At 58.2% G+C, this 13,531-nt stretch carries 16 protein-coding genes; 8 read left to right on the top strand and 8 right to left on the bottom strand.

Annotation, left to right across the window (positions count from 1 at the left end; translation table 11 throughout):
- The first annotated feature begins 31 nt into the window (after window positions 1-31).
- The 3 genes from N0K08_RS17325 to N0K08_RS17315 are packed head-to-tail and all read left to right on the top strand — an operon-like array spanning window position 32 to window position 1,151.
- The gene (locus tag N0K08_RS17325; RefSeq protein WP_261501654.1) at window positions 32-430 is read left to right on the top strand and encodes a hypothetical protein; all 399 of its coding nucleotides are present in this window, start codon (window positions 32-34) and stop codon (window positions 428-430) included.
- On the top strand, window positions 427-729 hold the full coding sequence (locus N0K08_RS17320; protein WP_261501653.1) for a hypothetical protein: 303 nt from the start codon (window positions 427-429) through the stop codon (window positions 727-729). The genes N0K08_RS17325 and N0K08_RS17320 overlap by 4 nt, the downstream gene beginning before the upstream one ends.
- Window positions 726-1,151 (top strand): glycoside hydrolase family protein, encoded by a 426-nt coding sequence (locus N0K08_RS17315; RefSeq protein ID WP_261501652.1) that lies wholly within the window; start codon window positions 726-728, stop codon window positions 1,149-1,151. Before N0K08_RS17320 ends, N0K08_RS17315 begins: the two co-directional genes overlap by 4 nt.
- A 116-nt stretch (window positions 1,152-1,267) precedes the next feature.
- Here the strand turns inward: N0K08_RS17315 and N0K08_RS17310 are convergent, their stop codons facing one another.
- Entirely contained in the window at window positions 1,268-1,609 is a 342-nt protein-coding gene (locus N0K08_RS17310; RefSeq protein WP_261501651.1) for a hypothetical protein, read from the bottom strand.
- Window positions 1,610-1,803: 194 nt separating this feature from the next.
- On the opposite strand from N0K08_RS17310, the gene N0K08_RS17305 reads away from it, so the two are divergent.
- Window positions 1,804-2,214, top strand: a complete 411-nt coding sequence (locus N0K08_RS17305) for a GNAT family N-acetyltransferase (RefSeq protein ID WP_261501650.1) — start codon at window positions 1,804-1,806, stop codon at window positions 2,212-2,214.
- Between the two features lie 607 nt (window positions 2,215-2,821).
- Here the strand turns inward: N0K08_RS17305 and N0K08_RS17300 are convergent.
- Window positions 2,822-3,766: a DNA adenine methylase gene (locus N0K08_RS17300; RefSeq protein WP_261501649.1), complete on the bottom strand. Its 945-nt coding sequence runs from the start codon at window positions 3,764-3,766 to the stop codon at window positions 2,822-2,824.
- 44 nt (window positions 3,767-3,810) lie between these two features.
- The gene (locus N0K08_RS17295; RefSeq protein WP_261501648.1) at window positions 3,811-5,490 is read right to left on the bottom strand and encodes a hypothetical protein; all 1,680 of its coding nucleotides are present in this window, start codon (window positions 5,488-5,490) and stop codon (window positions 3,811-3,813) included.
- A gap of 1,286 nt (window positions 5,491-6,776) precedes the next feature.
- Between N0K08_RS17295 and N0K08_RS17290 the strand changes: the two genes are divergently transcribed.
- Window positions 6,777-6,956, top strand: coding sequence for a CsbD family protein (locus tag N0K08_RS17290; RefSeq protein ID WP_261501647.1), 180 nt, complete (start codon window positions 6,777-6,779; stop codon window positions 6,954-6,956).
- A gap of 189 nt (window positions 6,957-7,145) precedes the next feature.
- Entirely contained in the window at window positions 7,146-7,355 is a 210-nt protein-coding gene (locus N0K08_RS17285; protein WP_261501646.1) for a hypothetical protein, read from the top strand.
- A gap of 13 nt (window positions 7,356-7,368) precedes the next feature.
- Here the strand turns inward: N0K08_RS17285 and N0K08_RS17280 are convergent, their stop codons facing one another.
- Window positions 7,369-7,548 (bottom strand): hypothetical protein, encoded by a 180-nt coding sequence (locus tag N0K08_RS17280; RefSeq protein WP_261501645.1) that lies wholly within the window; start codon window positions 7,546-7,548, stop codon window positions 7,369-7,371.
- A gap of 15 nt (window positions 7,549-7,563) precedes the next feature.
- Between N0K08_RS17280 and N0K08_RS17275 the strand changes: the two genes are divergently transcribed.
- Window positions 7,564-8,427, top strand: a complete 864-nt coding sequence (locus tag N0K08_RS17275; protein ID WP_261501644.1) for a DMT family transporter — start codon at window positions 7,564-7,566, stop codon at window positions 8,425-8,427.
- Here N0K08_RS17275 and N0K08_RS17270 read toward each other — a convergent pair.
- From N0K08_RS17270 to N0K08_RS17255, 4 genes are all read right to left on the bottom strand, one after another.
- The gene (locus N0K08_RS17270) at window positions 8,424-9,590 is read right to left on the bottom strand and encodes a mandelate racemase/muconate lactonizing enzyme family protein (protein ID WP_261501643.1); all 1,167 of its coding nucleotides are present in this window, start codon (window positions 9,588-9,590) and stop codon (window positions 8,424-8,426) included. The two genes, N0K08_RS17275 and N0K08_RS17270, sit on opposite strands and share 4 nt — an antisense overlap.
- Window positions 9,591-9,615: 25 nt before the next feature.
- Window positions 9,616-10,320 carry an SDR family NAD(P)-dependent oxidoreductase gene (locus N0K08_RS17265; RefSeq protein WP_261501642.1) on the bottom strand — a complete coding sequence of 235 codons (705 nt, stop codon included), beginning with the start codon at window positions 10,318-10,320 and terminating at the stop codon, window positions 9,616-9,618.
- A complete protein-coding gene (locus N0K08_RS17260) occupies window positions 10,310-11,275 on the bottom strand; it encodes a Bug family tripartite tricarboxylate transporter substrate binding protein (protein ID WP_261501641.1) in 966 nt (321 codons plus the stop codon). Before N0K08_RS17260 ends, N0K08_RS17265 begins: the two co-directional genes overlap by 11 nt.
- Before the next feature lie 71 nt (window positions 11,276-11,346).
- Window positions 11,347-12,285 carry a dihydrodipicolinate synthase family protein gene (locus tag N0K08_RS17255; protein ID WP_261501640.1) on the bottom strand — a complete coding sequence of 313 codons (939 nt, stop codon included), beginning with the start codon at window positions 12,283-12,285 and terminating at the stop codon, window positions 11,347-11,349.
- A gap of 122 nt (window positions 12,286-12,407) precedes the next feature.
- Here N0K08_RS17255 and N0K08_RS17250 point away from each other — a divergent pair, with 122 nt between their 5' ends.
- The gene (locus N0K08_RS17250) at window positions 12,408-13,361 is read left to right on the top strand and encodes a LysR family transcriptional regulator (RefSeq protein ID WP_261501639.1); all 954 of its coding nucleotides are present in this window, start codon (window positions 12,408-12,410) and stop codon (window positions 13,359-13,361) included.
- Window positions 13,362-13,531: the final 170 nt, after the last annotated feature.

Here is a 13,531-nt window from a genome sequence, read left to right as displayed (position 1 = left end):
GCGGGTTTTTTACGCCTCAAGAAAGGTGAGCATGGGCACAAATCAACTTGATCCCGTTTCCGTGGCCATCGCGCTGGCCGGCGTGCTGTTCGGCCCGGCGCTGGCCGGCGTCATCGGCCCCTACGCCGTGATCATCATTAGCTGCACAGTGGGCGCAGGCTGGGCCTTGGGCCGGCGCGACCCCGCAGCGCGGTTGTCGGCGGCCTGGTACTTCCTGCGGCTCAATGCCACGGCCGTCATCGTGACCGTGGGCCTGGCCCGGCTCGCAGGCAGTTGGATGGGAGGCGATGACCACGCCTGGCTGCTGGCGCCTATCGCGCTGATCGTGGGCGGCGTGGGCGATGACTGGCCCGGGGTTGGCCGCTGGCTTTTCCTGCGGTGGCTGCGGTTTTTTGAGCGCCGCGCCGGCGGCGATGGAGGTTCGACATGACGTGGCAAACCAACCAGTTGATGGCCATGGTCAATCTGATCATCTGCAGCGGCATAGCCTGGGCCTGCATCTGCCGGCTCAACTCTGAAATCTGCCGGCGGTTCCGGCTCTCTCGGGCGCGCTACACGCTGCTGCTGGGCGGAGCGCTGGCCAGTGGCCTGCAGCCCTTGCTGTGGGGCTCCTGGCCCACGGTGGGGGCGGTGATTCTTGCCGGCTGCGTGCTGGCAGGCCTGGCACTCAACGTTGTGCGCTGGTATGGCCAAGTTGGTCACCCGATGCGCAGGAAGGAAGATTTATGAAGAACGAACTCACAAAGCAACTGCGCCGCGACGAGGACGAGGTGCTGAGCGCATACCAGGACCATCTGGGCTACTGGACGATTGGTGTTGGCCGGCTGATCGACAAGCGCAAAGGCGGCGGCATCACGCCAGAGGAATCGGCCTACTTGCTGAACAACGACATCGACAAACGCCAGGCCGAGCTGCTGCGCCGCGCGCCGTGGATGGAGGGCCTTGACCCGGCCCGCTTCGGCGTCATGCTGAATATGGCGTTCCAGATGGGTGTCGACGGCCTGCTGGGTTTCCAGAACACGCTGGCGATGGTGAAGGCCGGCGACTACGCAGGTGCCGCAGCTGGGATGTTGAACAGCAAGTGGGCCACACAGACTCCGGCGCGTGCGCAGCGCTTGTCTGTGCAGATGCGGTCGGGGGTGTGGCAATGATCGCCCGCATCAAAGCCTACGCCTGGCAGCTGCTGGCCCTGATGCTGGCCTGCCTGCTGCTTTGGCAGACCCTGCGCCTGGCCAGCGCCGAAGTTGCGGAGGCTCAGGCCAAGCAATCACTGGCCACGCATGTCGCCGCCCAGGCCCAACTGGCCCAGGCCGAAATAACGAAGAAAGCCGGCGCGCTGCTCGAACATGCAGGCGCCCAACAGGACAACACCCATGACTTTACCCAAGCGCTTCGCGATCTTGAGGCTGCCCGTGCCGCTGATGCTGGCCGCATTGCAGGCCTGCAGCACGACATCCGCGCTGCCGCCACCCGCCACGCCCAGCTTGCCGGTGACGCCGCTGCCGCGCGAGATCTCGCAGATCAACACGAACGACTCGCAGCCCGTGTTGCAGAGGGCGCGGGAGTGGTTGGAGAGTTTGTCGACCTGGTCAAGCGTCGAGACGCTCAAGTGATAGCTCTAAAGGGGCAGTTAGCTGCAGATGGGGCATTGGTGGGACGCGTGCCTTCGGGTCGTTAAGATCGCTGGAGTGCTGAGCGCGTCGGCGGGGAAACAGTCTGGCAAGCTAATGCAATCGTTACTATAGTTGTGAACGTTTTCGATATTGCTATTCAAGCATTAGGCGTAGCCTTGTTGGAGGATGAATGCTCATAATTGAAAAAATTGAGGGCTTTGAAGTTATCTCGGATGAGATTCTTCGCGATATAGCCCAAAGAGCACACGGTGGATGGTCAACAGAATATATTGCTAAATACAATGGGGCTGAGGTTGGGTTGCTCTCATTTGATTTTTATCAAAATAAAATGGAAAGCAAAATCCATGAAATATATGTACTTTCTGAATTTCGTGAAAAGGGAATAGGTCGTAAATTGCTTATGTATGCGGAAGAGGTCGCCATGGAGCTTCGCTGTTTTAGCATCGCCCTGGAACCTCATCCTTTTGATCGTACCGTTAGCCTGGATATGCTTATTTCATGGTATGCAAGGAATGGATACACGCCGCTAGTGAGTAACCCGAAAATGATGGTAAAAAACCTCGTTTACGCTGTGCGCTAAATATTTGAGCGTGTGGCGCGAAGTGGCGTAATAAGGCGCTTTTGCAAGCGTTCAGTGCTGGGCGGATCGCTTGGCTTTGAGGTGATCTCTTGGGGCGATGAGGCCATATCAGCTGATATCTGGGCCGCTGTCACTCGTAACATTTAGCGCCCTAGTCGCCGCTCCCGCGCGAGATCTCGCAGATCGACACCAGCGGCTCGCCGTCCGTGTTGCTGAGGGTGCGGGCGTGGTTGGAGAGCTTATCGGCTTGGTCGAGATCCGAGACGCCCAAGTGAGGGTGTTGCAGGGGCAGCTGCAGCTAGATAGGCATGCGCTGAACGACTGAGGTGAGGCCGCTAATCATCGCCACCACCATCCCATCGATGTACAGCGCGAAGAGCTGGCTGCCGTGTGCCATGGCGTGGAGCGGGTGAAGATTTGAAAGAAGAGTTGGCACGACGGTGCATGCAGCTTGTTGACGGTTGGCACAGCTATGCGCCCGGGCAACGCACGATGGAGTGCGAGCGTGTGGTTGAAGAGATCCGCGCCGCGTTTGAGAGGCGGTCCCCCGTGAGTTGGCTTGCAAATACACGGCTGTGTGCCGTGGGCACAGAAAACTATTTGAATATTAAGAAAGCTCGGATACTAATTCTTGGTTGATATTTTCTTGAGCTCCAAGAAAAATTTCAGGCGAGAACAATTCAAAATTTTGTTTCAATGATGTGCTGCTGCTGTGTAAAAGTTCTGCGGGGGCAATGAGTTTTTTTGATAGGACGAGAAATTCGGAGGCTTTTCTTTTGACTTGAGCGTAGTAAGTTAGCCCCTTTCGATAAGAGGGTAAGCCTTTGTATAGTTTTTCAATTTCAGGTGTGTCATCGTATGTTAGCATCCACTTGCAGTTTAAGGAGCGAATAAGTTTCGCTAAACGCGTATGGTCTTCAGGGTGATAAAAGCTAAGATATAAATCTCGCCCCTGTGCATAATAAGGGGGGTCAATATTTATCAATGATTTTTTTGGTAAGGTTTTATCCCACTCTTGAAGGCAATTTTCTGCATCTAGTCGAGTTAACTTGATTGCGTCGCGATAAACATGAATGCGCTGAATTTTTCTAATTAAATCTTCTCGATTAAATCGACAGTCAAGCTTGTAGTTTCCATTCTGCGCTTTTCCACCAATAACTCCTCCTTTTATAATCCCTGAGCGGTTGGTGCGATTTAAAAATAAAGTGGCAAAAGCCAAGTCTTGTGTGTTGGAGTTGCTATCTTTCAGAACGATGCGCTGCCGCTCCCACTCTGTCATGGTGATTTCTGTTTTGATGATGCGCTCACACAGTGGATCCGGTTCATGCACGACGGCGTACCAGAAAGCGTAGATAGCTGGATCGATGTCGTTGAGCCAGACTTCGGCTGCATCGCCGTTCAGTAGCAATCGCCAAGCAATACCAGCTCCACCGGCAAAAGGTTCAGCGTAGACGCCACGCAGTAGCCCATTGGCTCGGAGTAAATCGAGGACGAAGGGCGTTAACTGGGTCTTACCACCTGGGTAACGAAGAGGAGAGTAGGTAACAGGCATTGTTCAGTACCATAGCAAAGGCTGGCTCAGCTGGCCAGCATCTTTTATGGAATCGGTGAGGTGCTTACAGGAATAGCATCTAGCATGTAACGGAGCGCCGGCTCCCAAGTGTCAAACACACCGTTAAGTTGGCGCTTGTTTGGAATTGTTCCGCCGTGAATGCCGGTGCCAAGCGTATAGAGACTGTGGGCTACATGAGAATTTGTTGAGGCTTGGTTCAAAATATCTTGAACATTTCGTGGGGCTTCAGCTGCTTTCGAATCCTGTGCGCATCTTTGTACAAGCTCCAAGTCGTTTCCATATTTTCTTGTCGAATTGGTTCGCCGGTAATAGAGGACCAATATTCTTTCTACAAATGCACGCAAGAGATAGTTTGCCGCGAATTCATGCTCGTCCGTTTCGGTGATGAGCATTTCTTTTCTTAGTTTAATTAAAATCTTGTCGTCAATTTTGACGAGAAATCTAGACTCTAAGACTTTATTTCTTTCGGACCTGTCCTTTACGCTTCGTACAGATGATGTGCCTCCATAGGTCTCATTTGCAGAAGAGACAGTTGGCTGGCTTTCAGGATCCGCAGTAAAAGCGTTAAACAGGTCTGAGTCTTCGTTTTCTGTACTTGGTGCCGGATCGATTACAGTCGTTTCATCTGATCCATTACTCATTAACGCCGTGCTCAGTGCCGTTGCGTGCTGTTGAGCATAGTCGGTATTATATGGGTTTTTTTGTTCTTCCTGATTTAATTGGGGTCCGAATGAATTGGTTGCGCCAGTGTTGTTCGAATTTGAAGTGCTATAATTCGAAGATCCACCAATTGAAGATGGTTTTGGATTGGGTGGAGCGGATGTGGGTGTGTTGGATAGAATTTCTATCGGCTGTGATAACTTGGTCTCTGGAGGGAATTTATTCCTTGCTATATCCAGTAGATAGTTCAAGCACTCTCTTGCATCGGCGCGGGAGTGAACGATGGCACGTTCATTCTTGCTCGTTGGAATACTATCTAGAGAGAATTTTTCTAAAATTCCATCGATAATATATGGGTTATGAGTGTAGATTAAATGATTGTTGTTGCTCAGTCCGCCGATTCCAATAATTGTTTGGCGACTCTTGCTGTTTAAATATCGTGCCAGAGTTGTGATTTTTATTTGTTTTTTCTGCTGGTCATCAATTCGCCCTATCCCAATCAAACGATCAACTACAGCAAGTGCCAATATATTCGCGTGGGCTGTTGATTTTTCGGCGTTATCTTTGCTAGCACGTCGAGCTTTTGCTTCAGCATCCCATCCATCAGTTCCTACGCCATCTTGAGTTCCCATATGTCTTCTGTCTAGCCAAGGCTGAGCTGCTTTGCGATCAGAAAATATATAAGTGTTTAATTCTTTTGGGACATTCCTTGATTTTGCAATCCTTTCAAATCGTTCCTTGAACGCAGTGTCAGGGGCGCGGCCTGGATCAGCAAGCAGTAGGAGTGCGCAAGTTCTTCTATTGCCCTCAAGTGCAATATAGTGACCTTTGGTATCTTCGGAGGGGACAACTCCTATGATTTCTAGAGGGCTTAAAGATTCCATTTCTGCAATATCTTTGGCCAAAGCGACCAGCTTATCGTTGCAAAGCGCTCTGATAATTTCACTTTCACGACTTTTATAGTCGTGTCGTGGATTATCGGAATCCAAATGGATATTTTTTGCAGATATTTTGAAATATTCTGTTGATACCTTTTTAATCACTTTGCCCCCTGAATGAATATTTACTATTGGGGTGAGTGTAACATCTTGTGATAAATGTGCCCTGTAAGCTTGCCTCGTCTGGCATCTCGAGACTCTGTATCGTCTATAAGCATTGCGCGAGGCTTTGCCTAGAACGGCTCCGGTGACGCATCTCTACGATCGTAAAGTGCAACCGCGAGCCTCCGTCGTCATGCACAGTGAACGCGTCAAAGGCGCGGAGAAGGTGCGCTGCGCCCGCAACAAGAAAGCCTGCATTGCGCAGGCTTTCTTCTGTGTAGCTTCTAGTGTAGTTTTTCGGCGGCTCTCGAGTTCTTCAGAGGAGAGTGAGGCTCAGCCATCGAACGGCAGCCAAGCTGATGATGCCCATGCGACGATGAAGGTGCCCGCGAGTACTTGTCGGCTGGCGGGAAAAAAATGGGCAGAGACTGTTGCAGAGTCTCTGCCCATTTTCTTCCCAATAACGCTGGGAAACGGCTTGAAATCAAGCTAATTTGGTGCCAGAGAGGGGAATCCAGCCGGCACGTCTTACGGCAGGGGGCTACCATCGGCTCAGCACCCTATGCATGTCTTGGACATGCGTGTTCAGGTCAGGCTTGAGGGTCAAACCTTGGGCGTGCATATCGCATGCGAAATCTCCGACTTGATCAGAGGTCCTACGTGCGAGCGGGCGCGCCTCCCACTGACGGCGGATTTCGCGCTCTTTTTCGGCTGTGCGACTGGCCTTACTTTTTGTCATCAAAAGCTCCTTGAACCCTCAAATTGGGTGAAAGGATCTCGCCGTCACGACCTCCGTCGTGATCAACAAGCGATTGCACTTTCTTACAATAATCCCGCGTTCTACGCAGAAATGCGGACGGCGGTTCAATTGAGTGGCGCGAATCGAACTGGTTTTGCTGCCTGAGGTGGTGCAGGCCATGGTGCATGGCAATGCGTCAAATCACACCGTAATCACACCGATGCCCGTAAACCCGCATGGATGCTGGATGGTCTGCGGGTTCAATTCCCGCCAGCCCACCACCATATAGAACGCCACACAATGGGATTCCCATTGTGTGGCGTTTTTCTTAGTGCATCGAGTTGCCTGCTATTGCCGTGAAATTCGCACGGAAGATCCCTTTTGGGGAGGCAAGTAGTGCTTTGGGCAGTCCTCATTAACTGCGCATGTAGGTTGACGCCTGCGGTTCTGCCGCGCTTTCTCCTACGGTCATCCATGCGATAGAGGTCCATTTTTCATAGGCACTTCAATCATTGGATCGCCCAGGCGGTTCACGCAATAAAGGAAGAATGTGAACAAAGATCAAATCAAGGGCGCCTTGAAGGATGCCGCGGGCAAGGTTCAGCAAAAAGCTGGTGAAGTCATCAACTGCCGGCAGCAGCAAGTCAAGGGTATTGCCAAGCAAGTCGAAGGCAAGACCCAAAAAGCGGTTGGCGATGTGAAGGAAGCGGCCAAGGACGCCCTCAAGTAATCTGTCATCTTCCCGGCCATGCCGGGATGACCCAAGGCCCTGATTGCTCGCGCTGTCGGGGCTTTTTCGTTGTGGACCTGGGTGGGGACAGGGCGGTCTGCGGAGCGAAAGTTGGTGCTTGGCGGACCTGGAAGATGTGGAGATCGTTTTGCGGCCACAATCGGTGCTGTCTTCAATCTGGAAATATTCGTGAATCAACCCATTGCACACGCCGAGCTGATTGCCAGCTACCGTAAAGTCGCCGCCGAAGCTGCCAAGAAAGCAGAACTGATCCCAGCTGCACGCTCCAAGGGCCCTGGCGTCATCAAGTCGGTGACGGAAACAGCGTCCAAAGCGGCCCGCCGCCGCGACGTGCTCGCGTCCAAGCTCGCCAAGCTGGGCGTCGTGCTGGCAGACTGATTGCTGTCTGCGGTCATGTTCGCCAGCGGTGAACTGACCCACTTTCTCGGTGATCGAAAATCACAAAAACAAGCTGCAAGCCCAATGAATACTTGGACTTGCGGCTTTTTTTGACTGCGCCCACCACGCCTTGGCGTTGCGCAGTCAGCAGGATGGACTCTGCCGGCAGCTGTACCATGGCTTGGTCGGCCACTTCAAGGGCTTGTCCATGCCGTTGTTCCACACCGCTGTGCTGACTGCTCTGGCCATGCTGGCCTTTGCCGCCAATTCGCTGCTGTGCCGTCTGGCGCTGCAGTCCCAGGCCATGGATGCGGCCAGCTTCACGGCGGTGCGCCTGGTGTCGGGGGCGCTCATGTTGGCGCTGGTCGTGCGCCTGCGCCGCGCACCCACGGTGGGCGGTGGCAACTGGTGGTCAGCCGGGCTGCTGTTTCTCTATGCCGCAGCCTTTTCCTTCGCTTATGTGAGCCTGCCGGCGGCCGTGGGGGCGTTGCTGCTGTTCGGGGCCGTGCAGGCCACGATGGTGGGTGTCGGCCTGTGGCGCGGTGAGCGTCTGGCGCTGCGGCAGTGGGCCGGACTGGTGCTGGCCTTGGGCGGCCTGGTGGTGCTGCTGCGGCCTGGGTTGTCGGCGCCGCCCTGGGGCGCGGCCCTGCTCATGCTGGTCGCGGGCATGGCCTGGGGCGCTTACTCGCTGCGCGGCAAGGGGGCGACCGACCCCATGGGCGTGACGGCCGGCAACTTTCTGCGCGCCGCGCCGCTGGCACTGCTGTTGGCGGCCCTGTTGCTGGGCCAGTCTTCTCTGAGTGCGGCAGGGCTGGCGTACGCGCTGTGCTCGGGGGCGCTGACTTCGGGGCTGGGCTATGTGGCCTGGTATGCGGCACTGCCCGGCCTCAAGGCCGGAGCGGCCGCCTCCGTGCAGCTCAGCGTGCCACTGCTGGCGGCGCTGGGGGCCGTGGCGCTGTTGGGCGAAACCTGGACGTTGCGGCTGGCGCTGGCGGGCTGCGCGATCCTGGGCGGCATCGCCCTGGTCGTTATTCCCCGGTCTGGCGGGAAAAAGGAGGCAGGCAAGGCCTAGCTGCTCAGCGCCCGCATTTCCTTGAGCAGATCTGATTTGCCTTCGAAGCCAATGCCTGGGAGTGGGGGCAACGTCACATAGCCGTTGTCCACTTTCACGCCATCGGGGAAGCCGCCGTAGGGCTGGAACAGGTCGGGGTAGCTTTCATTGCCGCCCAGGCCCAGGCCGGCAGCGATGGCCAGTGACATCTGGTGGCCGCCGTGGGGTATGCAGCGGCTGGGGGACCAGCCGTGTTCCTTGAGCATGTCCAGCGTGCGCAGGTACTCCACCAGGCCGTAGCTCAGGGCGCAGTCGAACTGCAGGTAGTCACGCTCGGGGTGCATGCCGCCGTGGCGAATCAGGTTGCGCGCATCCTGCATGGAGAACAGATTCTCGCCCGTGGCCATGGGGCCTTTGTAGACTTCGCCCAGTTTGGCCTGCAGCTCGTAGTCCAGAGGGTCGCCGGCTTCCTCGTACCAGAACAGCGAGTATTGGGACAGGGCCTTGCCGTAATCGACGGCGGTCTTCAGATCGAAACGCCCGTTGGCATCGACCGCCAACTGCTGGCCGGGGCCCAGGATCTTCAGCACCGACTCGATGCGTTCGCAGTCCTCGGCGATGCTCGCGCCGCCGATCTTCATCTTCACTACCGAGTAGCCGCGCGCCAGGTAGCTTTCCATTTCTTGCCGGAGCTTGTCCAGGCCCTTGCCGGGGTAGTAGTAGCCACCGGCGGCGTAGACGAAAACGCGGGGATTGGGCGTGCCGCTGCCGTAGCGCTCGGCCAGCAGCTGGAACAGCGGCTTGCCTTCGATCTTGGCGACGGCATCCCAGATGGCCATGTCGATGGTGCCCACGGCCACCGAGCGCTCGCCGTGGCCGCCGGGCTTCTCGTTGGTCATCATGCAGGCCCAGATCTTGTGGGGATCGAGGTTCTCACCGGATTCGTCCATCAGCGTCGCTGGATCGGCCTCGAGAACGCGGGGGATGAAGCGATCGCGCATCAGGGCGCCTTGCCCATAGCGGCCGTTGGAGTTGAAGCCGTAGCCGATGACGGGCTTGCCGTCGCGGATCACGTCCGTCACCACAGCCACCAGGCTGAGGGTCATCTTGGAGAAGTCGATGTAGGCGTTGCGAATGTCCGACTTGATGGGGCGTGTCGACTCGATGATGTTGACGATTTTCATGGTTGCTTTTTCTCAGTACAGGTGTTCATTGCGACAGGGAGGAGCCACCGCAGATGTTCAAGTTCTGGCCGGTGATGGCGGCTGCCGCGGGGGACAACAGGTAGGAGACCAGTGCGGCGATCTCCTGGGGTTCGATCAGGCGGCCCATGGGGGGCATGCGGGGCGCGCTGCCGGCACGGGCCGGGTCTTTGAGCATGGGCGTCGCCGTTGCACCGGGCGAGACGACGTTCACCGTGACGCCGTTGGGCGCGACTTCCACGGCCCAGCTGCGTGCCATGGCGATGACCGCGGCCTTGGTGGCGGCGTACTGGCCGCGCCCGGGCAGGCCTTGGGCCACTCGGCTGCCGATGAAGACCACGCGACCGAAGCCGCGCCGGGCCATGGCCGGGACCAAGGCGTCCGCCAGCCGGGAGGCCGCGTCCACATGGAGCTGCCACATCAACGCACCGGCTTGCGCATCCAGTTGGCCCAGGGGTCCGACGCGCAGCACGCCGGCGGCATGCACCAGGGCATCGACGTCTTGCAGGCCGGTGGCGATGGCGTCGGTCTGCCCGCCATGGGTCAGATCCAGTGCTTGGTGCGCGAATGCGCCGTGCGCTATCGTGGGGGCCGACAAGTCGACACCGGTGACGCGCCAGCCGTTCGCCAGCAGGTCTTCACAGATGGCCTTGCCTATGCCGCCACTGCTGCCGGTGACGACGGCGTGCAGCTGCCGGGCGTCATTCGACACGGATCTTCCCCTCGGTCACGATCTTTTGCGAGCGCTCCATGTCTTCCTTCTGGAACCTGGCGAAGTCTTCCGCCGTACCGGGGGTGGCCAGAATGCCTTGCTCCCTGAGCTTGTCCTTCATGTCGCCGGCCAGGGCCTTGTTCACTTCGGTGTTGAGCTTCTTGACGATGTCGGCGGGCAGCTTTGCCGGACCCCACAGTCCGTACCAGCTGTAGAACTCGTAGCCGGGGATGGTCTCGCCCACGGTGGGCACGTCCGGCAGACTGGCGGCGCGCTCCGCGGAGGTCACGGCCACCACGCGCAGCATGCCGCTCTTGTGGTACTGCAATGAGCCAAGAATCGGGTCGATGAAGCCGTCGATCTGGCCGCCAATCAAGTCCTGGAAGGCCGGCGCCGTTCCCTTGTAGGGGACGATCAGGTAGTCCAGCTTGCCGGACCGCTTGAGCAGCTCGGTGGACAGGTGCCCCGCGGAGCCTATGGAGCCCACGGCGAATGACATCTTTCCGGGGTGGGCCTGCGCATAGGAAATCAGCGACTTGATGTCGGTGATGGGCAGGTTCTTGTTCACGGCGACCGACAGCGGCGCCTTGGCGACCAGCGCCACCGGGGCGAAGTCCCGGGTCACGGCATAGGGCACGGACTTCATCGTCATCGGCGCCGTGGTGAACGTCGAAGCATTGAACAGCAGGGTGTAGCCGTCAGCGTGCGCCTTGGCCACGACGTCGCCACCGATCACGCCGTTGCCGCCTGGGCGGTTCTCGATGATGAAGGACTGGCCCGTTTGCTCGCTGAGCTTTTGTGCCAGCTGTCGGCCCACGGTGTCCAAGGTGCCGCCCGGTGGAAAGGGGATCACCACCTTCACGGACTTGGTGGGATAGGCCTGTGCCGAAGCGATGCCGGCGATGGCCAGGCTGATGGCGCCCATGGTCCATCGGATGAAGTTCTTGCGTTGCATGTTCTTTGTCTCCTGTCGTTGTTCTAGGAAAGTCCATGGCCGTGGCTCCTTGAGGGGCCACGGCAGCGTGATCAGCGCTTGAGCAGTCCTGCCTGCGCTACGGCGGCGCGCAGTGCGGCAGTCTCTTTTTCATTCGGGGCTTCGGTCGGTGGGCGCACCGTGGCGTCATCGATCACGCCGGCCAGGTACATGCCGCCCTTCATGCGGGCATGGGCCTCACCGGTAGGCTCGCCACCGCCGTACACGGCGTCTTTCAGCGGGGTGATGACGGCCTGCACTTCCATGGCCTTCTTCAGGTCGCCGGCCTGGACGGCATTCCACAAGTCGATGATCAGTTGGGGAATGAAGGTGGCGAATCCGACCAGGGCGCCATCCACGCCTTGCACCATGGAGGCCAGCAGGTATTCGTCGTGGCAGGTCAGGATGGCCTTGCTGGGATCCGCTTCGCGTATGGCCTGGATGTCGCGCGCATATTTGTTCATGTCGCGCTGGCCCACCTTGAAGGCTTGCAGGTAGGGCAACCGGGCCAGTTGGGCGAGCAGCTGCGAAGAGTAGGAGGCACGGGTCCACGCCGGGTAGACGTGGCACACCAGATCCAGGTCGGGCGCGGCCTTGTGGATGGCTTCGAAGTACTGCAGGGCGTGGTCCGGGGTGAAGCCAAACCGCAGCCAGTGGTGGGGAGGCATGACATCCAGCGCCACGGCGCCTGCTTCCTTCGCGGCCCGGGCATGCTCGGCAGCTTCCGCCAGGCCTTCGCACACGATGGACGAGATGACGGGCAGGCGACCCTTGAGCTCATCAGCGACGATGCGGGTGACTTCGGCGCGTTCGCGGGGGGTGAGGGAAAACACTTCGCCGGTGTGCCCATTGGTCATGATGGCGACCACGCCCTGGTGACCGGCCAGCCAGGAGGCGAGCTTGCGCAGCGCCGGTTCGTCGATCTTGTGATCCGGCGTGAACGGGCAGGAAATGGCAGGGATGATCCCTTTGTAGTTGGCAATCGATGGCATGTATAGTCTCCGGACGTTGGCTTTGCGGGTCTGCGCAGCCATCATTTCTCGGGGCGCCCATCCGCGCCAATACTAGAAATGCATACAACTATCTGATTCATGGAACGCCTCGAGCGCAGAGCATGGGACCCGGCAATCGCAATCTGGATCTGGAGTGGCTGGAAGACTTCATTGCCCTGGCTGAAAGCGGCAATTTCTCGCGTGCGGCAGAGGCGCGTGCGATTGCCCAGCCGGCTTTCAGTCGTCACATTCGGGGGCTGGAAGAATGGGTGGGCGTGGATTTGTTTGACCGCAGCGCCCATCCCGCGGCGCTGACGGCTGCCGGCCAGCGGTTCCTGCCTTTGCTGGAAAAGGTGCTGGGCGATCTTGAAGCTTCGCGCATCAAAGCCCGGGCCGCACACGACCAGGAAGAGTCCACCCTGCGGTTTGCGGCAACGCACTTTCTGTCGCTGACGTTTTTCCCGCGCTGGCTCACCGGCATCGAGTCGCAGCTGCACATCGGCGCCTTGCAGACGATGTCGGACAGCTCTCGCAGTTGCGAATTCCTGATGTTCCAGCGGCGCGTGCAGTTCGTGCTGTGCCATGGGCACGAGAACGTGCCGGGAAGGCTCGATGAACAGGAGTACCCCATGCTCCTGCTGGACAGGGACATGCTGCTGCCCGTGTCCGTGCCGCATCCCGACGGCACCATGGGCAAGGCCTTGCATGCCATTGGCAATGCGCCGCCGGTACCGATGCTGGCCTATAGCGAGGAATCCGGGCTGGGGCGGATCATGCGAGCGCAGTTGCGGCCCAATATGGTCAAGACGGGCAGAAACACCTCCGAGTCCGATCTGCAGGAGGTCTTTACCGCGCACCACGCGGTGCTTTTGAAGACCATGGCATTGGAGGGGCGCGGCATCGCCTGGCTGCCCCAATCGCTGATCACAGCGGAGCTGGCCAGTGGCGCCTTGGTGGGCGCGGGGCCCAAGGCCTGGAACATCCCTGTGGAGGTAAGGATGTACCGGCAGGGCGCGGTGATGTCGGACAAGGCCGAGGCCCTGTGGAGCCTGGCCAAGAAGCAAGCGCTCGCCTGACCCTGCTGGACCGCTCGCCCGGCGCTACTGCGGTAAGATAGCCCTCGCTCCGGGGTGCACGCCAGTGCTGAGATCTACACCCGAGAACTTGACCCGGGTCATTCCGGCGGAAGAAGAGCTTGCACCCTGACGTGGCCGCGCTGGATTGATTGTTGCGCGCCCACGGGCGA

The organism is Acidovorax bellezanensis (assembly GCF_025421555.1).
Taxonomy (GTDB): Bacteria; Pseudomonadota; Gammaproteobacteria; order Burkholderiales; family Burkholderiaceae_C; genus Comamonas; species Comamonas bellezanensis.
The sequence above is the reverse complement of the archived record's forward strand: the minus strand, read 5'-3'. Positions and strand labels throughout refer to the sequence as shown.